We start from the raw sequence: 25,458 nt of genomic DNA, 5'->3' as shown, positions 1-25,458 counted from the left end.
TTCGCGTCATTGAAACTCATTACTCCGCTGCATGGCGAGCAGCTTTTCGGGCGCCGCGCGGATTGTTGTCCGGCAGGTAAAAGATGTGCTGAGAAGGACGGTAAACCGAATAGGGCGCATAGCCCGTCGGACCGTAGGTCGGCTCGCTGTAGTCCCCCGGCGGGCGGATCGAATAGAGGCGGCTATAGCCGTCGTCGCCATAGAAGACGCCGCCGCCGCCGTAAAAGCCGCCATCGCGCCGGCGGTAGTCGTTGTAGGTGTAATTGAAGACGTTGGCCGAGGGGCCGGGAACGATCGCGACGCCATCGCCGCCATAACCGCCGCCGTAGCCGCCGCCGAAATAGCCGAAGGGCCCTTTGGTGAAGCCGCGCCAATTGCCGCCGTTCCAGCCGGCCGCGCCCGTATTGCCCTGGCCGGGCGCATAGGCGTTCGCGCCATAGCCCGGCAGAGGACCGGGGCCGCCACGATGGCCGCCGAAACCGCCGGCGCCGAAACCGCCATGTCCGGCGCCAGAGCCCCCGCCGCCGAAGCCGCCAGCCTGGGCAAGCGGCGCGCCGGGGAGCAGCATGAGCGCTCCCGCAAGGGCGGCGGCCCGAAATCCTGAAATGAAACGCATGACAGGCGCCCTTTCGTGTCGGATCGGAGCGGTTGCGGGCTTTTGCGCCGCAACTGTCCGAAATTGGCGCGCCTCGGCGGCGCGCCTTCCACTCAGGGCAAATAGCGTTCCGGCCGCGAAGGTAAGCTCCCTGCGCGGCCGGCGAGGATCAGCGGCCGATGCCCGCCTTGATCGCGTGGCCGGCAAGCGTCTTGCCGAGCGACCAGACGGCGGAAGGCGCGTCATGGGCGTCCGCAATCACCGCGTCGAAGGCGCTTTCGATCCAGTCGCAATCGGCGTCGGTCAGCGTCAGCGGCGGCAGCAATTTGATCGTGTGGTTGCCGTGGCCGGCGACCTGCGTCAGCACCTTGTGGTCGCGGAACAGCGGGATGGAGATGAGCTGGCAGAAGAGGCCGGAGTTGACGGTCTCGAGCAGGTTCCACGCCGCTTTCAGCTTGAGGGATTTCGGTGGGCCGAATTCGACGCCGATCATCAGTCCTTTGCCGCGCGCGTCGCAGACGAGCTCATAGCCTTCCGCCATCTTGCGGAACGATGCGAGCAGGCGCTCGCCTTTCGCCGCGGCGTTTTCGACAATGCGCTCGTTCTTGATCACATCGAGCGTCGCGACGCCCGCCGCCATGGCGAGGTCGTTCTTGCTGAACGTCGAGCCATGCACGACGGCGCGGTCCATGCGATCGAAAACCTTGTCGAAGACCCATTTGCGCGTGAGCACGGCGCCGACCGGCACATGGCCGCCCGAAAGCGCCTTGGCGACGACGACCATGTCGGGCTCCACCCCCGCATAATGGTCGATCGCAAAGAATTTGCCGGTGCGGCCGATGCCGGTCTGTATTTCATCGGCGACGAACAGCGTTCCATATTTACGGCAAAGCGCCTGCGCGCCGATGAGGTAATCGTCGGCGGGAATGTTGACGCCCTTGCCCTGGATCGGCTCGACGAAGAACGCCGCGACATCGCGTCCGGCCAGCGCCTGCTCCAGCGCGGCGAGATCGTCGAAGGGGATTTCCCGCGCATTCGGCAACAGCGGTCCGAAGCCCTTCTTGAATATCTCGTCGCCATTCATCGACAACGAGCCGTAGGTCAGACCGTGGAAGGAATGCGCACAGTGGAGAATTCCAGGACGCCCCGTGGCGGCGCGCGCGAATTTGATGGCGGCTTCGATCGACTCCGCGCCCGAGTTGGCGAAGAAGACTTTCTCGAGATAAGGCGCGCGCTCGATGAGTTTCTCGGCGAGTATGCCGGCGAGCGTCGACACGTCGAGCTGGACGAGATTGGCGAACTCGCCGTCGATGACGCTGACGAGGGCGTCGCGCACGGCCGGATGGTTGCGGCCGATTGCAAACACGCCCCAGCCGCTCAGAAGATCGATATAGCGGTCGCCTTTGCGGTCCCACAGATAGGGACCGAGGCCGCGCGTGAAGCCGACGTCGTAGCCGATCGTCTTGAGCACCCGCACCCACATTTCATTGAGATACTTGGAGTGCAGCGAGAAGCGTTCGTCTTCGCGCGCGGCGACCATCGCCGCGAGATCATAAGGGGAGGCGTCGCGCGCGTGTGCGCCTTGCGCAGCAGAAACGCCCGAATGCGCAGTCGAAAGATCGGTCATGCGGCGGCTCCAAGATGGGTGAAGGGGGCGGGGATCGCCTTGTTCGACAAGTCCGCGCAGCTTTCGATTGCGCGCGACGGCGGATTTGTCAAATCCTCGTAAACGCGGCCGCCGGCGCGGGCGCGGCGGGGGCGCATGGCGACGCCTCGAAGCTGCTGCGCTGCAGCGGCCGGCTAGGACATCTACAGCAAAGAAGAAAATCAAATCAAATCGAATTGCGCGCGCCCGGCATTGAGCGCTGGCAAAGATCAAACAATTGCCCTCTTCGCGTGTATCCACAAGGTTTTGCGCTCTCGGTCAAATTCTTTGGTTGGACGCCACGTCGTCAATGCTATCTTTACCTCAGTGATTCATTTGGCACGCAGCGATTCGAGATTTTTATAGCTCGCAGACTGCGCCGGTCGAATGCTCTGGATCAGCACGGGGAGTTGGTCGCTTGGGAGCGAAGGTGACTTTTGCAGACGAGTTGGGCGCTGCGCCCGCCGCCGAGGGCGAAGAGGCTCTCGATCTTATCGAAGTTGCCGGGCGCATCAAATGGTTCGACGTCGCCAAGGGCTATGGCTTCGTTGTGCCGGACGACGGTTCGCCCGATATTCTTTTACACGTGACCATTCTGCGCCGCAGCGGCCATCAGACCGCTTTCGAGGGCGCGCGCGTGGTCTGCGAGGCGCAAAGACGCACGAAGGGCCTACAGGTCTTCCGCGTGATTGCGATGGACGAAACCACGGCCGTGCATCCGGCTCAGTCCCCCGCCGCCCGCACACATGTCCAGATCAAGGCCACGAGCGGTTATGAAATCGCCATCGTGAAGTGGTTCAACCGCGTGAAGGGATTCGGCTTCCTCACCCGCGGCGAAGGCACGGAGGACATTTTCCTCCATATGGAGACGGTGCGACGCTTCGGCATGACCGAACTCAAGCCCGGCGACAGCGTGCTGGTGCGTTACGGCGACGGCCCGAAGGGGCTGATGGCCGCCGAGGTGCGCCCGCTCGAAGCCAAGAATCCCTCCCACTGAAAAGCGGCGCATCGGCCGATAACCCCTCAGCCGAGCGCCCTGTCGATCGGAGTGCGCATATGGCGCGTGGATCTGCCGTGGTGAGATGTTTTGCTGTCCTGCCCATCTTCCGAGCGTTCTTTCCCGTAATCATCCTCTGCCTGGCGATGGTGGGCGCAAGAGCGGAGGCCGCGCTGGAGCGGCTGGAAATTATCACCGAGAGCGGCGCGCATGAATTTCAGGTCGAACTCGCCGACAAGCCGAGCGAGCGCTCCAAGGGCCTGATGTATCGCAAATCCATGCCCCAGAATCAGGGCATGCTTTTCGACTTCCATGTCGAAGGGCCGGTCATGATGTGGATGAAGAACACTTATATTCCGCTGGACATGATCTTCCTGTCGCGGCAGGGGGTGGTGACGCGGGTCGCGGCGAATACCGTTCCCATGTCGGAAGAGGTCATCTCATCGGACGGCCCCGCTTATGCCGTGATCGAGCTCAACGCCGGCGTCGCCGACAAGATCGGCCTGAAAGCCGGCGACCAGATTCGGCATCGGGCCTTCAAACGCTAACGGGCTTTCGACGCGCGACCCCCGCCTTGTGGGGGAGGGCGCCGCGTGATAGCGAAGGGAAGGCTTTTCGTCGGTTCGTCGGGGTATAGCGCAGCCTGGTAGCGCGGAAGTTTTGGGTACTTCAGGTCGCAGGTTCGAATCCTGCTGCCCCGACCAGCATTCAGCCTGGACCGCGAGCCTTCCGGCTCGCAGGATCAAAGCGCGAGCCGGAAGGCTCGCGGTCCTGGCCAAAAGGTCGCATAACTGAAAAGTTCGGGTTGCAAATTGTCTTCGGCCGATTACGAAGGAAGCGACGGCTTGCGCCTGAAACGCGGCAATTGAGACGAGGGCGGCGCCCGCCGCCGCTCCAAATGAAGCAAGAGGTTGAGATGACGGCTCGCATCTATCGCCAATCGCCGAGCGTGACGCAGTCGGGACCGGGCTCCGCCAAGCCCTGGCGTCTGGTTTTCGACCCCGAGCTGCCGCGCTCGATCGAGCCGCTCATGGGCTGGACCAGCTCCGCCGACATGAAGCAGCAAATTCGCCTGCGTTTCGAGACCAAGGAAGAAGCGATCGCTTACGCCGAGCGCGAGGGAATTCCCTATCGGGTAGAAGAGCCCAAGCCCGAGACGGCCTCGCGCCGCACCGTGACCTATTCGGATAATTTCAGAACCAATCGTATTGGTTTGTGGACGCATTGACCTCGAATTCCAAGGCCCCGTAGCTCAGCCGGATAGAGCAACTGCCTTCTAAGCAGTAGGTCGCAGGTTCGAATCCTGCCGGGGTCGCCAGATTCGACATATTTATGTAGCAGGTTGCCTGTCCAAGGGCGGCTTGACCTATTCAGAAAACCGTTTCGCCGCCGGCGGAGCGGCAAGCTTACACTGATGGCTCCGTAGCTCAGCCGGATAGAGCAACTGCCTTCGAAGCAGTGGGTCGCAGGTTCGAATCCTGCCGGGGTCGCCAATGTGGGCGCGACAAGGGAACGGGAACGGCGCAGATGCGGCTCCATCGACCAATTTTCGCTGTCTTCGCGGCGCTTCTCGCCACCGGGCTCTCCAGCCAGGCCGAGGCGGGGCTGCTGGATTTCCTTTTCGGCTCCGATCCCGAGCCCGTGCAGATGGCGCCGCAGCGCGCCCCGGATTCCGCGCGGCGGCGCGCCAAGGTGCAGGGCGACTTGCGTTTCGGCCAACCGAAGGAAGGGAGCGGCTTCGCGTCGACAAACGCCGGCGGTTTTTGCGTGCGCACCTGCGACGGTTATTTTTTCCCGCTGATCAAATCGACCCGCGCGTCGCGCCAGCAATCCTGCGAGCTCGCCTGCCCGTCGGCTCAGGTGGAGATATATGACGGCGGTTCGATCGAGACGGCGCGCAACTCCAAGGGCCAGCGCTATTCGGCCCTGCCTGCCGCCTTCGCTTTCCGGGACAAGGCGAACAGCAGTTGCGTCTGCAACGATCCGAGCACCTCGCAAGCGTTTTTCGAAAAGACCGCCCGGGAAGATCCGACCTTGCAGAGCGGCGACATATTGGTGGAGGAGACCGGCGCCTTCGTCTATCGCAGCGATAAGTTCGTACCGCTGCGCAACGCTTCTTTCATGTCCTCGGCCGTGCGCGATCGGCTGCGCGCCATGCTGCGGCGAACCGCCAGCATGAAAGCGGCCCCCGCCCAGGCCGAGACCAGTGGGCCGACCGGCGAGATCAGCTTCGGGAAGGACGACAGGACCGGCAGCACGACGCGGTAAATCAGCAAGACGGGCGTGTGTTCAATTCGCCGACGACAGCGTTTGTCCAAGACCGGAGAACAGGAAAACGGTATAGATCAGTCTTCGCCCTGGGCCAGCAGGGCTGGCCAGCCGCCTGCCCAACTAGAACGAAGCCCCGCATGAAGGCCCCGAAGAAATCATCCGCCGATAAGGCGAAGAAAAAGCCTCCCGGAGCGCCGCGCATGCAATATGGCGCGTTGCCTTGGCGTGTCGACGCAAAGAAGGGCGTCGAAATATTGCTTGCGACGTCGCGCGACACCAGGCGATGGATCATCCCCAAGGGCTGGCCGATGAAGGGGCGCAAGCCGCATATCGTCGCCGCCATCGAGGCGCAGCAGGAGGCCGGCCTGCACGGCAAGATCGAGAAGACCAAGCTCGGCGAATACCACTATCCGAAGCGGCTCAAGTCAGGCTCCGCCGTCGAATGCCTCGTCGAGGTGTTCCCGCTGCGAGTCGAATCGCAGCGCAAGAAATGGCCGGAAAAGTCTGAGCGCGCGACCTATTGGTTTCCTTACGCCCTCGCGGCCGAGCAGGTGGACGAACCGGAGCTGCGGGAGATCATACTGGCATTCGGAAAGTCGATCGTTTTTTGATGACTGACGCTAACGTCATTGCGAGGAGCGAAGCGACGAAGCAATCCAGGACAGCCGCCGCGGCCCTGGATTGCTTCGCTTCGCTCGCAATGACGGGCTACGAATTCAGGGCGGTCAATCGCACGAAGCCCGCGTCGAGATCCTCCTTGAGATCGGCGACATCCTCGAGCCCGATCGAAAAGCGCAGCGCTGGCCCTTCGACTTGCCATTTGGTCGCCGTGCGGTACGACGCGCAGTCGAAGGGCAGCACGAGGCTCTCAAAGCCGCCCCAGGAGTAGCCGATCCCGAAAAGCTCCAGCCCGTCGACGAAGGCTGCGACGGCCGCCTCGGACGCGGGCTTCAATATGATCGAGAAGACGCCCGAGGAGCCGGAAAAATCCCTTTTCCAGATGTCGTGGCCGGGATGGTCGGGCAAGGCGGGATGCAGCACCCGCGAAACCTCCGGCCGCGCCGCCAGCCAATTGGCGATGTCGAGCGCGGCGCGCTCCTGTTCGCGTAGACGCAGCGCCATGGTGCGCAGGCCGCGCAGCGCGAGCGCGGCGTCGTCGGGCCCGGAGCCGATCGCGAAGAGATTGAAGGTGTGGCGCAGCCGCTTGGCCCATTTTGCATTGGCCGAGACGAGGCCGAGCAGCAGGTCGGAGTGACCGGAGAGATATTTGGTGCCTGCTTCGATCGCGAGATCGCAGCCGCGTTCGTGTGGCGGAAAGTAAAGCGGCGTCGCCCAAGTATTATCGAGGATGACGCAGACGCCCTTTTCATGCGCCGCGGCGGCGATCGCCGGCACGTCCTGAATGTCCATGCTCTGCGATCCCGGTGATTCCAGCAGGATCGCCGTCGTCTCGGGCCGGATCAGCGCCGCTATGTCCGCGCCGATTGCAGGATCATAATATTCCGTCGTCACGCCGAATCGCGCCAGGAAGCCGTCGCAAAAGAAGCGCGTCGGCGCATAGGCGGAATCGGTCACCAGAAGATGCGCGCCCGCTTTGGTAGCGGTGAGCAGCGCCAGAGCGATCGCGGCGAGCCCCGAGGGGACCAGAACCGTGTCTTCGGCGCCGGCGATCTCGCTCCAGGCCTTTTCCAAAGCGCGCGTCGTCGGCGTGCCCTTCGTGCCATAGGTGTAGGGCTGGCTCGGGGCGCCCAGCTCCGCGACATTCGGGAAAAGCACGGTGGAGCCGCGATAGATCGGCGGATTGACGAAGCCGAAATGCTCGAAGGGTTCTCTCCCGGCTTGCGTCACAACCGTGGCAATACGCTTTTTTTGCCGCTTTTCGTGTTTATCGCTCTTCATCATGGTCCCTGGCTTGCCGAGCGCCCGCTTGCGCCTGCCTGGGTCGAACGTAATATAGCGACCGTCCAAATCCGAGCCTCTTACATGATCGCACGACGCTTGTTTTTCGCCGTCGCCACAGCGATCGTGCTTGCCGGCTTTTTGCCCATTCTGTCGGGGCAGGGCGCTTGGGCGCAGACCGAGGCCGGGCCGACGCTCGCGGGCGTCGTCAAACGCGGCTATCTCGCCTGCGGCGTCGTCGAGTCGCCGGGGTTTGCGCAGCCCTCGGGCGAGAACGGCGAGTGGCGCGGCTTCGACGTCGACTTTTGCCGCGCCGTCGCCGCCGCCATTTTCGACGATCCCACGAAAGTCCGTTTCCTCGGCCTCGGCGCAAAGGAGCGCGTTCCGTCGCTGCAAGCCGGCTGGGTCGATCTGCTGGCCAGCGCCGCGCCTTGGACGCAAACCCGCGACGGCGGCCAGCGGGTGATTTACGCGGGCGTCTCGCTTTATGACGGCCAGTCTTTTCTCGTGCGCCGCCAACGCAGTTTCGCCTCGGCGCAGGATCTCGCCGAGGTCGCCGTCTGCGTGCAGCAGGGCACGTCCTATGAATTGGAGCTCGCGGATTTTTTCCACAAACGCAAAACGTCCTATCAACCCAAGCTCTTTGCCACATTCGAGGAGGCTGCCGCGGGCTATGACAAGAGCGAGTGCGACGCGCTGACGGCGGACGCCGCGACGCTCTACGGGGCGCGAACGAAGCTGGCGGCGCCAGTGGAGCACGACGTCCTGCCCGATCTCCTCACCAAGGCGCCGCGCGGGCCCGTGGTGCGGCAGGGCGACGACCAATGGCTTTCCATCGTGCGATGGACGCTCTTCCTGATGATCGACGCGGAGGAGCAGCGGATTTCCAACGCGAATGTCGACGCCGCTCTGAAGTCCGAGGAGCCGCGCATCCGCCACCTCCTTGGCGTCGAAGGCGACCGCGGCGTCGGTCTCGCGCTGCCGGGCGACTGGCCTTATCGAATCATCAAGCATGTTGGCAATTACGCCGATGTGTTCGAGCGCAACCTCGGGCAGTCCTCGCCGCTCAATATGGAGCGTCGCTTGAACGCTTTGTGGAATAAGGGCGGGCTACTTTATGCCCCGGCAGTCAGATGAACGTGGATTGAGGGAAAAAAGCGCGGCGGAGCTTTGGCCGCCGCTCGCGCGCTTTGTCGAAGAAGAGGCGCGCCTCGGGCGATGGGCCTCGCAAAAGCCGGCGCGACGTTTTGTCTATGAGTTCGTCCGCTTTGGAATCAAACAAGCGTGGGCCTGCCTCTTCGGCGGCCTGATGGTCGCTCTCGTATTGGCGACGCGCTTCTTCTATCCCGCCCATGCGGCCCTTGCGCGTTATGATTTCCTGTTCCTCGCCGCGCTTGGCGTACAAGCGGCGCTGATCCTTCTGCGTTTCGAATCGCTCGAGGAAGCCGGCGTAATCTTTCTTTTCCATCTCGTCGGCACGGCGATGGAAATCTTCAAGACGGCGCATGGCTCATGGGTCTATCCGGAAGCCGCCTTCTTTCGCATCGGCGGCGTGCCGCTCTTTACCGGCTTCATGTACGCCTGTGTCGGCAGCTATATGATGCGCGCCTGGGCGCTCTTCGATTTTCGCTTTCACAAACATCCGCCGCTATGGCAGGTCGGCGCGCTCGCCCTGGCGATCTACCTTAACTTCTTCACGCATCACTATGTCGCCGACATGCGCCTCCTTCTGTTCGCCGCGAGCGGCGCGATTTTCTGGCCGACGACCATCTATTACCGCATCCACCATGGCTGGCGGACGATGCCGCTGCTGCTTGCGGCCTTCCTTGCGGCTTGCTTTATATGGCTCGCGGAAAATATCGCGACTTACAGCCATGTCTGGCTTTATCCGGATCAACTTGCGGCCTGGAAGCCGGTCGGCCTCGGCAAGCTCGGATCGTGGTTTTTGCTTCAGATTGTCAGCTATGCGCTGGTGGCGATCGCCTGCCGGCCCAAAGAGCCGGATGACGCGCCCATCGAGGAATCACGGACGCGCCATGCTGACAGGCTGACGTTCCGCTCGCGCGCCTCAGGCTGAAACCCGCGCGCGCGACCACCATTCGAGCAGCGCCTCGCGCGTCGGCGAAACATCCTCCGCGAGCGGCCCCGCGAAGCGGCGCCATTCCTCGCGGAAATGCGGCGACACTGCCGCGATCACGGGAACATGCGCGGCCATGGCGGCCCGGAAGGCGTCGCAAAGCCCGCCGCGTTCGGCTTCCTGCTTGGAGAATTTGCTGACGACGATGAGACCAGCGCCCGCGCGCGCCGCATGCTCGACGGACGCGCAGGCCATGGCGAGTCCGCTTGTGTCGAGGTTGCAGGCGACGGAGCCCGGCCCAAGGTCCTGCGAGATCACAAATTCCGCCTCCGAGGCGATATCGCGCAGGAAAATCCGCGAGCGGCCTGCCGAGTCGGCGCCGCGCATCTGCGTGACGCCCGCAACCCGCACGCCGCTTTCTGCAAGCTCGAGCGCAAAGCGGCGCATGAGCGCCTGAACATTCTCGCTGTCCTCAGCCGGCAAAGCGGCGATGGGCGTAGCAGGCGTTTCACGCTCCATAACGCCCTCCGCGCAGATGTCCTGGACCGCGAGCCTTCAGGCTCGCCCCTTGCAAGCGAGCCTGAAGGCTCGCGGTCCGATGATGCGCTTGCATATTGCCCCTCTCGCGCTTGCGTTCCGCGCCATCCGGCGTAGCTTCCAACTCTCGCTCGGGCCACTTGCTTTGTAGGCCGCTGGCACGATTTTATATATCGTTACGAACAAGCGACGTGAACAAAAGTGGGCGACGATCAGATGAAGGCGCCGGCGCCGCGCCCCGCACGTAATGGCGATGTCGACGCCTTTCTCGAAAAGGCGCGCGGGGTCGCCGAGCGGCGCGCGCGGGGGCGGCTGATTTTCGCCCTGGACGCCACAATGAGCCGCCAGCCGACATGGGATTTGGCGCAATCCATACAGGGCGAGATGTTCCGCACGACCGCCGCGCAGGGCGGGCTCGACGTTCAGCTTGTCTATTTCCGGGGTTTCCGCGAATGCCGCGCCTCCGGCTTCGTCTCGCAGGGCGAGGGGCTCGGCGCGCTGATGTCGCGGATTTCCTGTCAGGCCGGCCACACGCAAATCGGCCGCGTGTTGAGCCACGCCCTCGACGAGACGCGATCCGAGCGCGTGGGCGCGCTCGTCTATATCGGCGACGCGATGGAGGAGAAGATCGACCATCTGGCGGCTGCCGCTGGTCAGATGGGGCTTCTCGGGCTCAAGACTTTCATGTTCCAGGAGGGCCAGGACGCGAAAACGCGGACTGCTTTCCAGGAGATTGCGCGCCTCTCCGGCGGCGCATACGCCGCCTTCGATCTTTCGGCGCCGCGCCGTCTCGCGGAACTGTTTGGCGCCGCCGCTGCTTATGCCGTTGGCGGATTGCCGGAACTGGAAAAACGCGCGGGCGAAGGCGAGGGGGCTGCGCGTCTGCTCCTGTCGCAGATGGGGTCACGATAAGCCATGCCGGTCTTGATGGGATTTTTCGCGCTCGCGCTCACGCTCTTCGCGCTCAAGGCCTATACGAAGGCGTCGCCGGCCATTCTGGCGCGCATGATCAGGCGCGGGGGCGGATTTCTGCTGATGGCGCTCGGCGGCCTGCTGCTGGCGCGCGGGCGGATCGATTTCGGCCTCGCGCTCGGCGCGGCCGGCCTGTGGATCATGGGGCGCTCGGAGCGCACCGGATTGCGCAACGCCGGAGCGGGGGGCGCCGGAGTCTCCCGCGTGCGCTCGGCGATGATCGAGATGGAGCTCGACCATGCGACCGGCGCCATTCGGGGCATGATCCTCGCCGGCAGGAACGAGGGGAAGCGTCTCGACGCCCTGACCCGGCCGGCGCTTCTCGACCTCTACAATATGTGCCTGCGCGACGATCCCGACGGGGCGCGGCTACTTGAAGCGTATCTGGACCGCCGCTTTGCCGGATGGCGTGCGGCAAGCGATCCGAACCGCGACTCTGGGGGCGGCGAGACGCGCGCGCGCCGCGCGGGCACGATTACGGAGGATGAAGCCTACGAAATCCTCGGCCTGAAAAAGGGCGCGGCCGCCGCTGATATTGCGCGGGCTCATCGCGATCTGATGAAAAAGCTTCATCCAGATCTTGGCGGGACGACGGATCTGGCCGCCCGCGTGAATGAAGCTAAGGATGTCCTGATGCGGCGCCATCACTGAGGCGCGACGGGAGCCCTCGAGGCGGTCCCAGGTGGCGGACATGGCGGGGGCGTCTCTTCTTTTTTAGTTCTTGGTGGTGAAGCAGGCGAAGCCGGCGCGTTTCAGCGCCTTGCAGGCCGATTGGGCGCTATCTTCCTCGAGGCCGGCGAAGCGGGCGCGATAGAGGGTCTCGTTGCCCTTTTGCACCTTCTCCGTGAAGGATCTGGCGGTGGCGGGGAAGCCCTGAAGCTGGCTGCGGGCGCGCGAGAGCAGCTCATTGGCCTTGGCTGGATCCTCGGCGGCGCCGATCTGGATCATCCAGCCGGGCTTCGTCGGCCGCGCGGCGTCGGCCTTCGCCACATTGGTGGTCGAGCGAATGGCGGCGGGCGTTGTCGTGGCGACGGTGATGCCTTTGGTCGGCCGGCCGGAGGTCGAGCCGTCGGCGATGGGGGAGGAGGCGCTCTTCTTCTCGGCCGTCTTTCCGCGTCCCTTCTTCTCCGTGACGGCGGGCTCCTCGGCGACGCGCTTCTGCACGCCAGAGACAAAGGCCGGGCGCACTTGCGGGGCGGCGTCGGCCTGCGGCGCGCGCTCGACCTTCTCTTTCAGGACGGGAGCCGTTGCACGTCGCGGGATGGAGCCCACGGCCGTTTCGGAGTCGATCGCCGGCTCTTCCGCGGCGTAGGAGCTCCGTTCCGGCTGACGCTCGGCGACCGGCTCTGAGAAGGCAGGCACACGCTCGATCGCGGCGATGGCGGTCGGGGCGGCCGCAACTTCTTCGGCGGCGTTGTCTTCCGTTATGGCAGCGGCCGTGCGCGTGGAAGCGCCGCCGCCGATATATTGCTCGATGAGCTGCGCCATGATGCGATCGCGTGCGCCGGCGGTTGTTCCGCCCATCACGACGGCGACGATATGATGGCTGTGCCGACGGACCGAGGTCAGCAGGTTGAAGCCGGACGCGCGCGTATAGCCGGTCTTGATGCCGTCCATTCCCTCGACCCGGTCGAGGAGATGATTGTGATTGCGGTGCAGGGCGCCGTTGTAGGCGAAGCTGTGCGTCGAGAAATACCGGTAATAGCGCGGGAAACGGTCCTGTATCGCGCGGCCGAGGATCGCAAGGTCATAGGCCGTGGTGATCTGGCGCGGGTTCGGCAGGCCCGAGGCGTTCTCATAATGCGTGTTGCGCATGCCGAGCGCACGGGCCTTGCGCGTCATTATCTGCGCAAATCTGGCTTCGTCGCCGCCGATGTTCTCGGCGATGGCGCATGCGATGTCGTTCGCCGATTTCGTGACGACCGCCTTGATGGCGTTTTCGACGCTGATCGTCTCGCCAGGCTGCAGACCGAGCTTCGAGGGCGCCTGGGCCGCCGCATGGCCCGAAATCATGAGCGGCGAGTCGAGCCGGAGCTGGCCCTTCTCGAGCTGCTCGAACAGGAGATAAAGCGTCATCACCTTGGTGACGGAGGCCGGGTGACGCAGCTCGTGCTCATTGCGGGCGTAAATGGTTCTCCCGCTGTTGCCGTCCACGACGATGGCGGCGAAGCCATGATGCTCGCCGACCATCTCGCCGCCGCCGCCTTCGCTCGCGGTCGCCGCGTAGAAGCGATGACTGCGCGCATGACGTGCATAACGGGCGCCTCTGTGATGCGCGAAGGCATGATGGAAAACGTGCCGGCTATGGAAGGCGTGATGGCGATGGCCATGCCTGCGCGCTTCCGCCGGGATCGCCGTGATGGCGACAAACGCCATGACGACCGCGAAAATAGCTGCCAGGGAACGGGGTTGCGCCAGACGTTCTAGCTGACTGGTTTTCGACATTTGCCCTACGCCTCTTACGGAACTGGCGCTTGCGCGAGGCGACAACCGTGGATTGGCGTCGCATAAACGCTACAGTTATCAAGGGTAAGAGAACGCGGTTACTCGGGAGTTAAGCGAAAACAGGATTTTCTATGGCAATTTTGCAATGCAACATTTTAATTGACGCGTATTTGTGCAGCGCATATATCTATGCTGTCAGCAGGGCGCGTGGGTCGCGCCGCCAGGGGGCGGCGGCTGGCTGGTCGCGCCACATTATGAGGACGAAGCCAATGGTGGCCAATTTCGAAAGCGTACAGCAGCTCGGAAAAGAGCACTTCGAAGCCGTCTCCGCCGCCGCGGCGGCCGTCACGAAGGGCTGGCAGAACATCGCCGCCGAGACGACGGACTATTCCAAAAAGTCTTTCGAGAAGAGCCGTTTGCTCGCGGAAAAGCTCGTCACGGTGAAGAAGATCGACGAAGCCTTCGCGCTGCAGTCGGACTACGCCAAGAGCGCCTATGAGGATTTTGTCGCCGAGGCGACCAAGCTCGGCGAGTTGTACACCGCGATCGCCAAGGAAGCCTTCAAGCCGATCGAAACGGCCACGAAGAATTTCACGACGGCCGCCGAGTAAGACGCCGTTTCGCGGCCCCCTTTCGTCCGGGGCGGAGTATCAGACGCCCGGCGGGGAGCTTCCCCGGCCGGGCGTTGGTCGTTCGGGGGGAAGCTGGACCGCGCGCCTTCAGGCGCGCGCCCAGTTTGTTGGCGAAGTGGCGGTGACGCCCCTCGTGCTTCGAGACGCCTGCTTCGCAGGCTCCTCAGCATGAGGAGCTTCTGCAATTTGGTCAAACACTTAGGCCTCATCCTGAGGAGCGAGCGTAGCTCGCATCTCGAAGGACGAGGCCGCCTCGGAGGTTTGTCAACAAACGGCGCGCGCCTTCAAAGCGCGCCTGAAGGCGCGCGGTCCAGGCCACTGTGGACGGCCGCAAACATTGGTTTCAGGGCGCCTTCCCAAGCGCTAGAGTCCGGCCATGAGCGCCACTTCCGCCGGCTTCGTCCATCTCCATCTCCACACCGCCTTTTCGCTGCGCGAGGGCGCGCTCACGATCGGCAAGCTGATCGACTTCGCGGTGCGCGACGAGCAGCCGGCGCTCGCCGTCACCGACACCAACAACCTCTTCGCCGCGCTGGAATTCTCCGAAAAAGCGGCCAAGGCGGGCATTCAGCCGATTGCCGGCGTGCAGCTACGCGTCGATTTCGCCGACGCCAAGACGAGCGGCCCCTTGGGGCGGAACGAGGCGCTGGCCAATATCGTGCTCCTCGCCAAGACCGAAGCCGGCTATCTCAATCTCATGCGCGTCGCCTCGCGCGCCTATCTCGACACGGAGGAGGGGGATGAGCCGCATGTCTCGCTTGCGGCCCTCGCCGAGGACGCCGCCGAGCTGATCGCCCTGACCGGCGGGCCGGACGGACCGCTCGACCGCATGTTCGCCGCCGGCCGGCCGGAGTTTGCGCGCACGCGGCTCGACACTCTGCAGGAGCTTTTCCAGGACAGGCTCTATCTCGAAATCCAGCGGCACAAGCTTCAATCTGAAACAGAGGTCGAACCCCAACTCCTCGACCTCGCTTATCGCCGGGGCGTGCCGCTGGTCGCCACCAACGAGCCTTACTTTGCATCACGCGGCGATTTCGAGGCGCATGACGCGCTGCTCTGTATCGCCGAAGGCACGGTGACGAGCGTCGCCGAGCGGCGCCGCGTCACCCCCGAGCATTACTTCAAGACGCGCGCCGAAATGCTCGCGCTCTTCGCCGACCTGCCGGAGGCGACCGCCAATACGATCGAGATCGCCCGCCGGACGGCCTATAGGCCCAAGACCCGCAAGCCGATCATGCCGCGCTTCCTGCGCGACGCGCCCGACGACCGGCCGCTCACCGAGGTCGAAGCCGAGGAGCTGCGCCGCCAGGCGATCGAAGGGCTGGAAGCGCGGCTCGCCGCCCACGGACCGGCGCCGGGCCATGAGCGGGAGGAATATTTCAACCGCCTCGACTTCGAGCTCGGCACCATCGAGAAAATGGGCTTTCCCGGCTATTTTCTGATCGTCTCCGACTTCATCAAATACGCCAAGTCGCAGGGCATTCCTGTCGGGCCGGGCCGCGGCTCCGGCGCGGGCTCGCTTGTCGCTTATGCGCTGACCATCACCGACCTCGATCCGCTCCGCTTTGGCCTCTTCTTCGAGCGCTTCCTGAACCCCGAGCGCGTCTCGATGCCGGACTTCGACATCGACTTCTGCCAGACGCGGCGCGGCGAGGTGATCGACTATGTCCGCGATCGCTATGGCGCGGACCGGGTGGCGCAGATCATCACTTTCGGCTCCTTCCTGGCGCGCGGCGTTTTGCGCAGCGTCGGCCGCGTGCTGGAAATGCCGCTGGGGCAGGTCGACAAGCTTGCCAAGCTCGTGCCGCAGAACCCGGCCAAGCCCGTGAGCCTCGCCGAGGCGCTCGCCGGGGAGCAGAAGCTGCGCGAGGCGGTCGACGAGGACGAGCGCGTGGCCCGGCTCTTCAAGATCGCCAGCGCGCTCGAAGGGCTCTATTCCAACGCCTCGACCCATGCCGCCGGCGTCGTGATCGGCGACCGGCCGCTGCATGAGGTCGCGCCGCTCTACCGCGACCCGAAGTCCGACATGCCGGCGACCCAGTTCAATATGAAATGGGTCGAGCCTGCGGGTCTCATCAAATTCGACTTCCTCGGCCTCAAGACGCTGACCGTGCTCGCCATGGCGAGCCGGCTGGCGCGCCGCCGCGACCCCGATTTCGACCTCGCCAAAGTGCCGCTCGACGACACGGACACTTACGCCATGCTCGGCCGCGGCGAGACCGTGGGCGTGTTCCAGTTGGAAAGCGCGGGCATGCGCAAGGCCCTCGTCGAGATGCACGCCGACCGTTTCGAGGACATCATCGCCCTCGTCGCGCTCTACCGGCCGGGCCCGATGGCCAATATCCCGACCTATTGCGCCGTCAAGCTCGGCGACGAGGAGGCGAACTACTACCACCCCAAGATCGAGCCGATCCTGAAGGAGACCTTCGGCGTCATCATCTATCAGGAACAGGTGATGCAGATCGCCCAGGCGCTTTCCGGCTATACGCTCGGCGAAGCCGACATGCTGCGCCGCGCCATGGGCAAGAAGATCAAGGCGGAAATGGACGCCCAGCGCGAGCGCTTCGTGAAGGGCGCCGTCGAGCGGGAATTGGCGCCGGAACTCGCCAATATGATCTTCGACCTGCTGGCGAAATTCGCCGACTATGGGTTCAACAAGTCGCACGCCGCCGCCTATGCGCTGATCGCCTATCAGACGGCCTGGTTCAAGGCGCATTATCCGGCCGAGTTCCTTGCCGCCTCCATGACCTTCGATAAAAGCCAGACCGACAAGCTGGCTGAATTTCGCGATGAGGCGCGCCGGCTCGGCATTGCCGTGGAGCCGCCCTCGATCAAGCGCTCGGGCGTTGATTTCGACGTCGCGACCGCTCCCGACGGCAAGCAGGTGATCCGCTACGCGCTCTCGGCGATCAAAGGGGTGGGCGAGGGGCAGGCGGACTCGATCGTACGCTCGCGGGGCGAGCGGCCCTTCAAGAGCCTTTCCGACGTCGCCCGGCGGCTCAACCCGCGCGAGGTCAATAAGAAGGTGCTCGAGAATCTCGCTGCTTGCGGGACTTTCGACGAGCTGGAGCCGAACCGCGCGCGCGCTTTCGCGGCCATCGAAAGCGTGCTTGCCACCGCCAACCGCCACGCCGAGGACCGCAAGGCGGGCCAGAACGCGCTGTTCGGCGAGGCCGAGGCGGACGACCTGGTCCTGCCCAAGGTCCAGCCCTGGCCGGCGGGCGAGACGCTGCGGCGGGAGTATGAGGCGGCCGGCTTTTTCCTCTCCGGCCACCCGCTCGACGCCTATGCCGGCCTCCTACCCAAATTGAGGGTAACGAACTGGGTCAAATTCTCGGCGGCTGTGAAGCGCGGCGCCGAAGCCGACCGCCTCGCGGCAGTGGTTTTGGACCGCGCCGAGCGGCGCACCAAGTCCGGCTCGAAGATGGGCATCGTCCAATTGTCGGACCCGACTGGCCAGTATGAGGCCATTCTTTTTCAGGAGGCGCTGAACCAATATCGCGACGCGCTGGAGAAGGGCGCCGCCGTCTTGGTGCAGCTCACGGCGAGCGTCGATGGCGACGATGTGCGCGCCAGAATTGTCTCGGTCACGCCTCTGGCCGCCGCCGCGGCCCGCGCGCAGAAGGGCTTGCGGATCGTCGTCAGCGACCAAAGTCCGCTCGATAGGATTAAAGGCAGGCTTTCTGGCAGGGGAGAAGGCGAAGTGTCGCTGCTCGTCAAACGCGACGTTGCGCCCGAAGAGGTCGAAATTCGCCTGCCGGGCTCTTACCCCGTCAATGCCGACGTAGCGAGCGCGCTGCGGGACATCCCTGGGGTTTTGGAGGTCGAGTATCTGTAGAGGATTAGTTCATGTTTTAGTGTAAGATGAGCATGCAACATATTGTTTTGAAATACCATAATGAATGATCTTGAAGTTGAAATGTAAGTCCCTTGATGTGCGTCGGGAGGTGGAGACGATCGCCCGTCATTGCGAGCGAAGCGAAGCAATCCAGGGCCGCCGTGGCTGCTCTGGATTGCTTCGTCGCTTCGCTCCTCGCAACGACGAGACTAGTGTCAAACAAGAGCGCAAACGCTTTGCCCGCGCCCTCGCGAAAACGGCCTCTCCATAAACTTACGAACTTTTTCCTAGCCAAATTTTTTCATCTTCAACTGGAACATTCACGTCCTTTCGACGTTGATCTCTTGGCCGCAGGAGCGCCAGGCCACAGGGCTTGGCGGCGAGCCTTCGGGGTTGGCTATGTCGGCGATGTTCGACGAAGCGTTCAGCGCTTCCGCCCTTTTCCCTTGCGTTCAATTTGTCTCTTTCCTGGCGATCGGCGCCATGGTCGGCTGGCTGCTCGCGCGGCCCCGGAGGCGAGCGGGCTGGTCCAGCTCGCTCTCCATGATTGGCGTCTGTGGGGCGTGGATGGGGGCGGAATTCGCCCACCTGTTCAGGCAGGCTGAACATGGCAGCGCCGACGAGCTGGCGGCCGCCGCCATCGGGGCGTTGTGGCTCGCCTATGCCTGGCGCCGGCTCCATCCAGTTGAGGCTGGCGACGACATTGCTATTCACCAGTCCCATGCGTAGATAAGGGCGCAGGAGGCGCCCTGTGCCCACCATCGATTTGCTCAACGACGACCCTCGGCCCAACAGCGAGGCGCGGGAGCCGGCGGCTCTGCGCCACCCCGAAAAGGCCGCGCGGCCGGATCAGCCGGTCCTCAGAAAGCCGCCATGGATCCGGGTGAAGGCGCCTGGGTCCGCCGCCTGGGGCGAGACGAGCGCGCTATTGAAGGGCTCCGGCCTCGCGACCGTCTGCCAGGAGGCCGCCTGTCCCAATATCGGCGAGTGCTGGGAGAAAAAGCACGCCACTTTCATGATCATGGGCGAGGTCTGCACCCGCGCCTGCGCCTTCTGCAACGTCGCGACCGGCTTGCCAGCGCCGCTCGACCCGAGCGAGCCGGGCAGGGTGGCGGAGGCGACCAAAGCCCTGGGGCTCTCCCATATCGTCGTCACCTCGGTCGACCGTGACGATCTTCCCGACGGCGGCGCCGAGCACTTCGCCCGCACCATAGAAGCGATCCGTCAGGTCTGTCCGGGGACGACGATCGAGGTTCTGACGCCCGATTTTCTGCGCAAGGAGGCGGCGCTCGAGCGGGTTGTGGCGGCTGGCCCGGATGTGTTCAACCATAATCTCGAGACCGTGCCGTCGCTCTATGTCACGGTGCGGCCGGGCGCCCGCTACTTCCATTCCCTGCGTCTGCTCCAGCGCGTCAAGGAGCTCGACCCGAAGCTGTTCACCAAATCCGGCCTGATGCTGGGCCTCGGCGAAACCCGCAACGAGGTGATGCAGGTCATGGACGACATGCGAAGCGCCAATGTCGACTTTTTGACGCTTGGCCAATATCTCCAGCCGACCCGCAAGCATCATCCCATCGATCGCTTCGTTACCCCCGAGGAGTTCGACGCCTATAAAGCGATCGCGCTCGCCAAGGGCTTCGCCTATGTCGCCGCCTCGCCGCTGACCCGCTCGTCCCATCATGCGGGGGAGGATTTCGAAAGGCTGCGCAAGGCGTCTTCGCGTTAGCATTCCGCGGCCAAATCTGCAGTCCCGCCGCGCCCAGCCGCCTTCACTTTCTGAAGTTACCGTTTCCGTTCGAATAGAGCGCATGGGGACGCGTCATTCCCGGCGGGCTGAAAGCCGGACGGGGAATCCAGAGCCACAAGAGCGCTGGTTTTGCTCAGAGCCGTCATTGCGAGCGAAGCGAAGCAATCCAGGGCTCTTCGTCGGCTCCGCCTCCTCGCAATGACGGCGGTCCGATCGCTCGTTTTACGAGCGTCGGGAATGACCGCGAACCGATCAAGCCCATCTCGTGTGGTTGGAGCGCTCCACGAATGTCCGAAAACGCTGGACATTTCTCGGGAGACGGTGTGCCTATGATCGAGCTGCGCACACAACGATCCCGCCGCGCAAGCTCCCTGCCTTTCGCGTTATTCCCAGCAACGTAATTCATGTGAGAGAAGAGTTGAGATGGATGAGAGCATAGGACAGGTCGTCCTGTTGTTGGCCGTGGCGATGATCGTCGCGATCGGGGCGCGCCAAATCAAGCTACCCTATACTGTCGGTTTGGTTGTCGTCGGGGCGGCGCTGACGCTCTCACACACAGATTTTGGGCCGCATCTCACCCACGACTTGATCTACGACCTGATTTTGCCGCCGCTTCTCTTCGAGGCGGCCCTCAGCATTCCGTGGCGTGAACTTCGGCGCGACGGCCCGCCGATCCTGGCGCTTTCGACATTGGGAACGGCAGCAGCCGCCGCCGCCGTGGCCACCGGAATGACATGGCTGCTCGGGTGGCCGCTCGCGTCGGCGCTCGTCTATGGCTCCCTGATCGCCGCAACCGACCCCGTGGCGATCATCGCCATGTTCAAGGACAACAAAATTCATGGGCGGATGCGGCTGCTCGTCGAAGCGGAAAGCCTGATGAACGACGGGGCGGCGGCGGTCCTTTTTGCCGTGACGCTCGGATGGGCGCTGGCGGGAGGCGGCGAGCAGCTCGGCCTGGAGACGCTCGGCACGCTCGCGCGCATCGTCCTTGGGGGGATCGGCGTCGGGGCGGCGTGCGGCGCCGCCGCCATCGTTCTGGCCGGAAGAGCATCCGAGCACCTTGTCGAAGCCGCGCTGACCACGATTGCCGCTTTCAGCTCCTTTCTGCTCGCCGAGCATCTGCACGTCTCCGGCGTGCTCGCGACCGTGACAGCGGGGCTGATGATGGGGAACCTCGGGCTTCTGAGCGCCGAGGATAAGAGCTATCTCACCCGGAAAGGCCGGGAGTTTGTCGTCTCCTTTTGGGAATACGCGGCCTTTGTCGCCAATTCGGTCGTGTTTCTGCTGATCGGGATCGACGTCGCCGGCGCGCCTTTTGAGTCCTATGGCCCTAAACTCATTGCCGGGGCCATTCTCATTGGGCTGATCGGCCGCGCCTTGACTGTTTACCCGATCAGCTCGGCGTTCCTGCGCTCCCGCTGGGCGGTGACGTTCCCCGAGCAGCATATTCTTTGGTGGGGCGGTCTGCGGGGCGCACTGGGGCTCGCCCTCGCGCTTTCGCTGCCGCCAACCCTGCCGATGCGCGACGAGATCATGGTGGCCACATTCGCCGTGGTTGGCTTTTCCATCGTGATCCAGGGGCTCACGATGCCCTTGCTGCTACGGCGGCTCGGGTTTCTGGAGGAAGCAAATGGGGGCCATCACTGATGATGGAAGTCTGGGGCAAGTTCGTCGTTTGCGTCTCCCTGATTGCCGTCGCCGGGCCCTCACTCAGCCGATATGGAGACGTCATCGCCCAAAAGACGGGCTTGTCGCGGGGATGGATCGGCTTGTTGCTCCTGGCGACGGCGACCTCTCTTCCCGAGCTTTTCACGGGCGTGAGCGCGGTCGGGCAAATCATCCGGGAGACATATACCGCGTCTCCCTTGTTCGACGTGGTCTTCGTCGCCGTGAGCCTGAAGGGGCTTCACGCCGTTGCGGCGCTTATCGATCGTCGAAAGGCGGCGCAGTTCGCCGTGGCCTAGCGCGCTTTCATGCGAGTGACGCGATTCAACTCTGTCAACTCTTGCGGAACGCGCTCTAGGCGCCGAGCGCCGAAGCGATCTCGGCCAGCGTCGCGCGCTCGCTGGCGCTGACTTGCTCGCCCCCGAAACCGAGAAATCCGCCCTCGGCGCTGGCTTCAGCGACAAGTCGCGCAATATGGCTGAGCCAGTTCTTGAATGGCCGCGCCTCCAACGGCGTCGTGGCGTCGAGGATTTTGGCCGTGCTGCGCAGCTCCTCCAAGGCGCGGATCTTGATGTCGTCGAGCGCGGCGCCCTGGATGATCTTCCTGACCCCTTCGCGGGCGGAGGTGCGGCCTTCGGGGGTGAAAAGATCGTCCACCACGGATTGGATCAATTCATCCGCGCCGCCGTCCGTCTTTGCGGCGGAGAGGGCCTCGGCGCTGGCCATGCCTTCCTTCAGCGCGCCGATGAAGCCGTTCGGGTCGGCGGCGCTGATGGCGAAACCGGCCAGGAGAGGCGCCTGAATGATCCTGTCCCACTGCTCGGCCGTGAAGCTGGATTTGTTCGCCATGGATCCCCCCTGTGACAGGGAATAAGCTAGACCCTTTCCGTCGACCGTGCGAGAGGCGCTTGGTCGCGGCGTTCCAAACGGCGGGGAAATGGCTTAAAAGCCCAGCCTCATGAAAAGCTTTCGCACCCGCCGCCATGTGTCGCACAGCGCCGCCGATATGTTCGCGCTCGTCTGCGACGTCGACTCCTATCCGCAGTTCGTGCCGCTCTGCGAGGGGCTGAAGGTGCGTAAGCGTGCAGAGATCGCGCCCGGGGTCGTCGAGCTCGTCGCTGAAATGCAGGTTGGCTTCAAGGCTGTCTGCGAGCGCTACACGAGCCGGGTGACCTGCGATTCCAACAAGCTGGAGGTGAGGGTCACCTATATCGACGGCCCTTTCCGCAAGCTCGACAATCGCTGGTCCTTCCGCGACGAGGCGCCCGGGCCCGACGGGCGCCCGCGCTCCACCGTGGAATTTTTCATCGCCTATGAGTTCAAGAGCATGGCGCTTGGGCTGCTGATGGGCGCGATGTTCGACAAGGCTTTCCAGAAATATGCCGACGCTTTCGTGAGCCGGGCGGATGCGGTTTACCGGCGCAAATAGCCGCTAATCGCCGAGCGCCGCGATCAGGAGGTCGAGCGCCTGATCGACCGCCGCCTGACGGATATCGCGCCGGGGGAGGGGGCCGAAGCGCCGCTCTAAGGCCACGACCTCGCCGCCGCGCTTCGCGCAGGCGAAATGCACGAGGCCGACCGGCTTTTGTGGCGTGCCGCCGCCGGGCCCTGCGACGCCGGTAATGGCGACGGCGACGTCGGCGAGCGAATGCTCGAGCGCGCCCTGCGCCATGGCTTGCGCCGTCTCGGCGCTGACGGCGCCATAGGCGTCGATGACGGCCGCGCAGACGCCGAGCATGTCGATCTTGGCGGCGTTGGAATAAGTGACAAAACCGCGATCAAAGACGTCCGACGCGCCGGGGATGTCGGTTAGCGCCGCCGAAACCAGCCCGCCGGTGCAGGATTCCGCCGTAGCGACGCGAAAACCACGCGTTTTAGCTTTTACGATAAGCGTAATAGCTTTTACGTTAGCTGTATTTTCTTCCATCGCTCAATCCTGCGCTGGTTTCGCCCGCATCGCCTTCACATCGCCGCGCAGCTTCTTGCCTTCGAGCCGCCGCATCTTCGAGCCCAGCGTCGGCTTGGTCTTGCGCCTTGGCGGCGGGGGCGGCGCCGCGGCCTCGCGAATGAGGTCGATCAGCCGTTCCAGCGCATCGGCGCGGTTGCGCTCCTGCGTGCGATGGCGTTGCGCCTCGATGATGATTTCGCCCTCTTTGGTGAGCCTGGAGCCGGCGAGCCGCGCCAGCCGCAGTTTTACGCCGTCCGGAAGGTTCGGCGACCGCCAAATGTCGAAGCGAAGCCGCACGGCGCTCTCGACCTTCTGGACATTTTGCCCGCCGGGGCCGGACGCGCGCAGAAACTCCAGCGAAATCTCGGAGTCGTCCAAAGAAATGAAAGGGGTGACGCGGATCATCGGCGCGGCCTCGACACGCCGGGCTCGTTCCGGCCTCTCTTAACGCGACGGCGTTCGGCAATTGTCAAGGCGCGCGGCGACGGAGGGCAACCGCGTCATGCCCGCGCTTGTCGCGGGCATCCACGCCGGGACATTACGACACGCGGGGAGAAGAAGCGCGTTATTCCGGCTCATGCTCTCAGCTTTCCACGTTGGCGCGGCGTCATGGCCGCGACAAGCGCGGCCATGACGCCGCAACACGTCTGTTCGTTAACCCGAATTCGGAGCCCTGGCGACAGAGGGACGCACGCATGCGGCTCACAAGCATGCGGGTGAACGCACCTACTGCCGACGCGCCGCCGACAAGGCTTGCTGGCCGGTGTGAGCCGGCAGGCGTGCGGCGCCCGTTCTGAAAAAAAGTGGACGTTCGAACAGAAATTCGAACGGAGTCGCCAAGGTTGCTGTTCTAACAAATATATGAACATGGACTGCGAAGGCTGTGACAATCAGCGCGATCACGCCCCCATCCACAATGAGGCCCGTCTTTAAAAGCGCGATGCGCGTCGCCGCCATCGGCAGGAAGAAGGCGAGATAGACGACCATCGAGCGCGCGCCCAGCCAAGCCAATGAGGGCAGCACATGGGCCTCCGCCAGCAACGCGGAGAAGGCGACGACCGCCGCCGCGCCGGCGAAGCCGAGAAGAAGCGAGACTGCGGGGAGGCCCGAATAGCCGCACCGCACGGCAAGTTCGTTTGTCACGCCCCAAAGGATGAGGGCTGGAATTGTCCGTCGCAGATTCGCGCGCGCCGCTTCGGCGAAAGCGAAAATTCGCGGCGCAAAATGATAGCCTGCATAAAAGTAGACGTAGCGTGCCGCGAATTCGTCGATCACGGTCGAATGCGTGGCGATATGCGCCATCTGAAGCGCGCTGGCGGCGGCCAGCACAGCCCAGGGCGGGGCGCAGGAGCTTGGTGGTCACGAAGAAGATCGGCAGCAGATAGATGAACCACAGCGTGCCGAAGGGTTCGACCATTGCGAAAGCAAGACCGCCCAAGATCGACAAGGGATCGCCGCCCGCGAGCAGCAGCTTTGGCGCGCCCTGGATCAGCGTCCACAGGACGAAGAAATAGGCGAAGTGCAGCACCTTGCGATCGAGAAAGTCGGGCCAGGGCTTCTCGATCGTGCGCGCGAGAAAGAGGCCCGCGACCAGAAAGAAATCCGGCATGCGGAACGGCCGCGCCCAGTCGATAAAGCCATGAAGCCAGCTCTGCTGGCCGAGCGCCTCCTCGACGCCCAGTGTCGAATGCATCATCACGACGAGAATGATGCACCAACCCTTGGCGTAATCGACCCAATCGACGCGCATGGCGGGCAAGGCGGAGTGAGCGGCTTTGGCGCTTGCGCGCATGAAAAAATGCCCCCCATCGAAAGATGCGCGGTTTTTCTTCAAAGTGGCCCGAAACATTCATGCGCGCGCCGCGCTGAAATGTCCGCATTTTCTCAAAAACATGGTGAATATCACCCGGTCGCCGGCGCGTTGAGATGTACCGGCCGGGGAAGCGTCCGTCACTCTGATACGAGGTGCATTTGATTGGTTCGCTATCGTTCCCAATGCTCGCAAAATGAGCGATCGGAATTACCGCCGTCATTGCGAGGAGGCGGAGCCGACGAAGCAATCCAGCGCCGCATCGCTGCCCTGGATTGCTTCGCTTCGCTCGCAATGACGGGCTCTGGGCGCAAAACAAGCGCTCTTGTGGCTCTGGATTCCCGGTCGGGCTTTCAGCCCGCCGGGAATGACACGCCCCC

General features: G+C 63.8%; 25 protein-coding genes, 3 tRNA genes and 1 pseudogene. 19 read left to right on the top strand and 10 right to left on the bottom strand.

Going from position 1 to position 25,458, the window contains the following annotated elements:
* Positions 1-19: 19 nt before the first annotated feature.
* From QNA11_RS05045 to QNA11_RS05035, 3 genes are all read right to left on the bottom strand, one after another.
* Entirely contained in the window at positions 20-616 is a 597-nt protein-coding gene (locus tag QNA11_RS05045; protein ID WP_283482188.1) for a hypothetical protein, read from the bottom strand.
* A gap of 148 nt (positions 617-764) precedes the next feature.
* Positions 765-2,222 carry an aspartate aminotransferase family protein gene (locus QNA11_RS05040; RefSeq protein WP_502867516.1) on the bottom strand — a complete coding sequence of 486 codons (1,458 nt, stop codon included), beginning with the start codon at positions 2,220-2,222 and terminating at the stop codon, positions 765-767.
* On the bottom strand, positions 2,219-2,359 hold the full coding sequence (locus QNA11_RS05035) for a hypothetical protein (protein ID WP_281927609.1): 141 nt from the start codon (positions 2,357-2,359) through the stop codon (positions 2,219-2,221). Before QNA11_RS05035 ends, QNA11_RS05040 begins: the two co-directional genes overlap by 4 nt.
* Before the next feature lie 299 nt (positions 2,360-2,658).
* Here QNA11_RS05035 and QNA11_RS05030 point away from each other — a divergent pair, with 299 nt between their 5' ends.
* From QNA11_RS05030 to QNA11_RS04995, 8 genes are all read left to right on the top strand, one after another.
* Entirely contained in the window at positions 2,659-3,237 is a 579-nt protein-coding gene (locus tag QNA11_RS05030) for a cold-shock protein (protein WP_202071720.1), read from the top strand.
* 59 nt (positions 3,238-3,296) lie between these two features.
* Positions 3,297-3,785, top strand: coding sequence for a DUF192 domain-containing protein (locus QNA11_RS05025; protein WP_283482187.1), 489 nt, complete (start codon positions 3,297-3,299; stop codon positions 3,783-3,785).
* Between the two features lie 79 nt (positions 3,786-3,864).
* Positions 3,865-3,941: transfer RNA gene (locus tag QNA11_RS05020), tRNA-Pro, on the top strand.
* Positions 3,942-4,153: 212 nt separating this feature from the next.
* Positions 4,154-4,465, top strand: a complete 312-nt coding sequence (locus QNA11_RS05015) for an ETC complex I subunit (RefSeq protein ID WP_202071722.1) — start codon at positions 4,154-4,156, stop codon at positions 4,463-4,465.
* 13 nt (positions 4,466-4,478) lie between these two features.
* Positions 4,479-4,555, top strand: a tRNA-Arg gene (locus tag QNA11_RS05010).
* A 98-nt stretch (positions 4,556-4,653) separates the two neighbouring features.
* Positions 4,654-4,730, top strand: a tRNA-Arg gene (locus tag QNA11_RS05005).
* A gap of 34 nt (positions 4,731-4,764) precedes the next feature.
* A complete protein-coding gene (locus QNA11_RS05000; RefSeq protein ID WP_281927613.1) occupies positions 4,765-5,505 on the top strand; it encodes a DUF2865 domain-containing protein in 741 nt (246 codons plus the stop codon).
* Positions 5,506-5,645: 140 nt separating this feature from the next.
* On the top strand, positions 5,646-6,119 hold the full coding sequence (locus QNA11_RS04995) for an NUDIX hydrolase (RefSeq protein ID WP_283482186.1): 474 nt from the start codon (positions 5,646-5,648) through the stop codon (positions 6,117-6,119).
* A 97-nt stretch (positions 6,120-6,216) separates the two neighbouring features.
* Here QNA11_RS04995 and metC read toward each other — a convergent pair whose 3' ends face one another.
* The gene (metC, locus tag QNA11_RS04990; RefSeq protein WP_283484162.1) at positions 6,217-7,407 is read right to left on the bottom strand and encodes a cystathionine beta-lyase; all 1,191 of its coding nucleotides are present in this window, start codon (positions 7,405-7,407) and stop codon (positions 6,217-6,219) included.
* 84 nt (positions 7,408-7,491) lie between these two features.
* Between metC and QNA11_RS04985 the strand changes: the two genes are divergently transcribed.
* Both QNA11_RS04985 and QNA11_RS04980 read left to right on the top strand, forming a co-directional pair.
* Positions 7,492-8,544, top strand: coding sequence for a transporter substrate-binding domain-containing protein (locus QNA11_RS04985; RefSeq protein WP_283482185.1), 1,053 nt, complete (start codon positions 7,492-7,494; stop codon positions 8,542-8,544).
* Positions 8,525-9,484: a DUF817 domain-containing protein gene (locus QNA11_RS04980; RefSeq protein WP_283482184.1), complete on the top strand. Its 960-nt coding sequence runs from the start codon at positions 8,525-8,527 to the stop codon at positions 9,482-9,484. Before QNA11_RS04985 ends, QNA11_RS04980 begins: the two co-directional genes overlap by 20 nt.
* On the opposite strand, the gene QNA11_RS04975 is transcribed toward QNA11_RS04980, so the two are convergent.
* Positions 9,476-10,003, bottom strand: coding sequence for a DUF2478 domain-containing protein (locus QNA11_RS04975; RefSeq protein WP_283482183.1), 528 nt, complete (start codon positions 10,001-10,003; stop codon positions 9,476-9,478). The genes QNA11_RS04980 and QNA11_RS04975 overlap by 9 nt on opposite strands.
* 234 nt (positions 10,004-10,237) lie before the next feature.
* Between QNA11_RS04975 and QNA11_RS04970 the strand changes: the two genes are divergently transcribed.
* On the top strand, positions 10,238-10,933 hold the full coding sequence (locus QNA11_RS04970) for a VWA domain-containing protein (protein ID WP_283484161.1): 696 nt from the start codon (positions 10,238-10,240) through the stop codon (positions 10,931-10,933).
* A gap of 3 nt (positions 10,934-10,936) precedes the next feature.
* The gene (locus QNA11_RS04965) at positions 10,937-11,644 is read left to right on the top strand and encodes a DnaJ domain-containing protein (protein ID WP_283482182.1); all 708 of its coding nucleotides are present in this window, start codon (positions 10,937-10,939) and stop codon (positions 11,642-11,644) included.
* Positions 11,645-11,707: 63 nt separating this feature from the next.
* Here QNA11_RS04965 and QNA11_RS04960 read toward each other — a convergent pair whose 3' ends face one another.
* The gene (locus tag QNA11_RS04960) at positions 11,708-13,438 is read right to left on the bottom strand and encodes a serine hydrolase (protein ID WP_283482181.1); all 1,731 of its coding nucleotides are present in this window, start codon (positions 13,436-13,438) and stop codon (positions 11,708-11,710) included.
* Between the two features lie 254 nt (positions 13,439-13,692).
* Here QNA11_RS04960 and QNA11_RS04955 point away from each other — a divergent pair, with 254 nt between their 5' ends.
* From QNA11_RS04955 to QNA11_RS04930, 6 genes are all read left to right on the top strand, one after another.
* The gene (locus QNA11_RS04955) at positions 13,693-14,049 is read left to right on the top strand and encodes a phasin family protein (RefSeq protein ID WP_502867515.1); all 357 of its coding nucleotides are present in this window, start codon (positions 13,693-13,695) and stop codon (positions 14,047-14,049) included.
* A 397-nt stretch (positions 14,050-14,446) separates the two neighbouring features.
* Complete coding sequence (dnaE, locus tag QNA11_RS04950; protein ID WP_283482180.1) at positions 14,447-17,908, top strand: DNA polymerase III subunit alpha; 3,462 nt, start codon at positions 14,447-14,449, stop codon at positions 17,906-17,908.
* 399 nt (positions 17,909-18,307) lie between these two features.
* A complete protein-coding gene (locus QNA11_RS04945; protein ID WP_283482179.1) occupies positions 18,308-18,637 on the top strand; it encodes a hypothetical protein in 330 nt (109 codons plus the stop codon).
* Positions 18,638-18,659: 22 nt separating this feature from the next.
* Positions 18,660-19,634: a lipoyl synthase gene (gene lipA, locus QNA11_RS04940; protein WP_502867514.1), complete on the top strand. Its 975-nt coding sequence runs from the start codon at positions 18,660-18,662 to the stop codon at positions 19,632-19,634.
* A 444-nt stretch (positions 19,635-20,078) separates the two neighbouring features.
* Positions 20,079-21,302: a cation:proton antiporter gene (locus tag QNA11_RS04935; protein WP_283482178.1), complete on the top strand. Its 1,224-nt coding sequence runs from the start codon at positions 20,079-20,081 to the stop codon at positions 21,300-21,302.
* Positions 21,302-21,619: a calcium:cation antiporter family protein gene (locus QNA11_RS04930; protein WP_283482177.1), complete on the top strand. Its 318-nt coding sequence runs from the start codon at positions 21,302-21,304 to the stop codon at positions 21,617-21,619. The genes QNA11_RS04935 and QNA11_RS04930 overlap by 1 nt, the downstream gene beginning before the upstream one ends.
* 55 nt (positions 21,620-21,674) lie before the next feature.
* Here QNA11_RS04930 and QNA11_RS04925 read toward each other — a convergent pair whose 3' ends face one another.
* Positions 21,675-22,169 (bottom strand): hypothetical protein, encoded by a 495-nt coding sequence (locus QNA11_RS04925; protein WP_283482176.1) that lies wholly within the window; start codon positions 22,167-22,169, stop codon positions 21,675-21,677.
* A gap of 109 nt (positions 22,170-22,278) precedes the next feature.
* Between QNA11_RS04925 and QNA11_RS04920 the strand changes: the two genes are divergently transcribed.
* Positions 22,279-22,749: a type II toxin-antitoxin system RatA family toxin gene (locus tag QNA11_RS04920; RefSeq protein ID WP_202071735.1), complete on the top strand. Its 471-nt coding sequence runs from the start codon at positions 22,279-22,281 to the stop codon at positions 22,747-22,749.
* Positions 22,750-22,752: 3 nt separating this feature from the next.
* Here the strand turns inward: QNA11_RS04920 and QNA11_RS04915 are convergent, their stop codons facing one another.
* From QNA11_RS04915 to QNA11_RS20720, 3 genes and pseudogenes are all read right to left on the bottom strand, one after another.
* A complete protein-coding gene (locus tag QNA11_RS04915) occupies positions 22,753-23,247 on the bottom strand; it encodes a CinA family protein (protein WP_283482175.1) in 495 nt (164 codons plus the stop codon).
* 3 nt (positions 23,248-23,250) lie between these two features.
* Positions 23,251-23,673, bottom strand: a complete 423-nt coding sequence (gene arfB, locus QNA11_RS04910) for an alternative ribosome rescue aminoacyl-tRNA hydrolase ArfB (RefSeq protein ID WP_283482174.1) — start codon at positions 23,671-23,673, stop codon at positions 23,251-23,253.
* A 321-nt stretch (positions 23,674-23,994) separates the two neighbouring features.
* Positions 23,995-25,060: pseudogene (locus tag QNA11_RS20720) on the bottom strand (acyltransferase family protein).
* Positions 25,061-25,458: the final 398 nt, after the last annotated feature.

The organism is Methylocystis sp. JR02, assembly GCF_030063565.1.
Lineage (GTDB): Bacteria > Pseudomonadota > Alphaproteobacteria > Rhizobiales > Beijerinckiaceae > Methylocystis > Methylocystis iwaonis.
Note: the sequence above shows the minus strand (reverse complement) of the source record. Positions and strands in the feature narration are given on the sequence as shown.

What these genes read in the sequence shown, in the direction of transcription:
- QNA11_RS05045 (WP_283482188.1), bottom strand. Translation starts at nt 616, where the DNA reads ATGCGTTTCATTTCAGGATTTCGGGCCGCCGCCCTTGCGGGAGCGCTC.
- QNA11_RS05040 (WP_502867516.1), bottom strand. Translation starts at nt 2,222, where the DNA reads ATGACCGATCTTTCGACTGCGCATTCGGGCGTTTCTGCTGCGCAAGGC.
- QNA11_RS05035 (WP_281927609.1), bottom strand. Translation starts at nt 2,359, where the DNA reads ATGCGCCCCCGCCGCGCCCGCGCCGGCGGCCGCGTTTACGAGGATTTG.
- QNA11_RS05025 (WP_283482187.1), top strand. Translation starts at nt 3,297, where the DNA reads ATGGCGCGTGGATCTGCCGTGGTGAGATGTTTTGCTGTCCTGCCCATC.
- QNA11_RS05015 (WP_202071722.1), top strand. Translation starts at nt 4,154, where the DNA reads ATGACGGCTCGCATCTATCGCCAATCGCCGAGCGTGACGCAGTCGGGA.
- QNA11_RS05000 (WP_281927613.1), top strand. Translation starts at nt 4,765, where the DNA reads ATGCGGCTCCATCGACCAATTTTCGCTGTCTTCGCGGCGCTTCTCGCC.
- QNA11_RS04995 (WP_283482186.1), top strand. Translation starts at nt 5,646, where the DNA reads ATGAAGGCCCCGAAGAAATCATCCGCCGATAAGGCGAAGAAAAAGCCT.
- metC (WP_283484162.1), bottom strand. Translation starts at nt 7,407, where the DNA reads ATGAAGAGCGATAAACACGAAAAGCGGCAAAAAAAGCGTATTGCCACG.
- QNA11_RS04985 (WP_283482185.1), top strand. Translation starts at nt 7,492, where the DNA reads ATGATCGCACGACGCTTGTTTTTCGCCGTCGCCACAGCGATCGTGCTT.
- QNA11_RS04980 (WP_283482184.1), top strand. Translation starts at nt 8,525, where the DNA reads ATGCCCCGGCAGTCAGATGAACGTGGATTGAGGGAAAAAAGCGCGGCG.
- QNA11_RS04975 (WP_283482183.1), bottom strand. Translation starts at nt 10,003, where the DNA reads ATGGAGCGTGAAACGCCTGCTACGCCCATCGCCGCTTTGCCGGCTGAG.
- QNA11_RS04970 (WP_283484161.1), top strand. Translation starts at nt 10,238, where the DNA reads ATGAAGGCGCCGGCGCCGCGCCCCGCACGTAATGGCGATGTCGACGCC.
- QNA11_RS04965 (WP_283482182.1), top strand. Translation starts at nt 10,937, where the DNA reads ATGCCGGTCTTGATGGGATTTTTCGCGCTCGCGCTCACGCTCTTCGCG.
- QNA11_RS04960 (WP_283482181.1), bottom strand. Translation starts at nt 13,438, where the DNA reads ATGTCGAAAACCAGTCAGCTAGAACGTCTGGCGCAACCCCGTTCCCTG.
- QNA11_RS04955 (WP_502867515.1), top strand. Translation starts at nt 13,693, where the DNA reads ATGAGGACGAAGCCAATGGTGGCCAATTTCGAAAGCGTACAGCAGCTC.
- dnaE (WP_283482180.1), top strand. Translation starts at nt 14,447, where the DNA reads ATGAGCGCCACTTCCGCCGGCTTCGTCCATCTCCATCTCCACACCGCC.
- QNA11_RS04945 (WP_283482179.1), top strand. Translation starts at nt 18,308, where the DNA reads ATGTCGGCGATGTTCGACGAAGCGTTCAGCGCTTCCGCCCTTTTCCCT.
- QNA11_RS04935 (WP_283482178.1), top strand. Translation starts at nt 20,079, where the DNA reads ATGGATGAGAGCATAGGACAGGTCGTCCTGTTGTTGGCCGTGGCGATG.
- QNA11_RS04930 (WP_283482177.1), top strand. Translation starts at nt 21,302, where the DNA reads ATGATGGAAGTCTGGGGCAAGTTCGTCGTTTGCGTCTCCCTGATTGCC.
- QNA11_RS04925 (WP_283482176.1), bottom strand. Translation starts at nt 22,169, where the DNA reads ATGGCGAACAAATCCAGCTTCACGGCCGAGCAGTGGGACAGGATCATT.
- QNA11_RS04920 (WP_202071735.1), top strand. Translation starts at nt 22,279, where the DNA reads ATGAAAAGCTTTCGCACCCGCCGCCATGTGTCGCACAGCGCCGCCGAT.
- QNA11_RS04915 (WP_283482175.1), bottom strand. Translation starts at nt 23,247, where the DNA reads ATGGAAGAAAATACAGCTAACGTAAAAGCTATTACGCTTATCGTAAAA.
- arfB (WP_283482174.1), bottom strand. Translation starts at nt 23,673, where the DNA reads ATGATCCGCGTCACCCCTTTCATTTCTTTGGACGACTCCGAGATTTCG.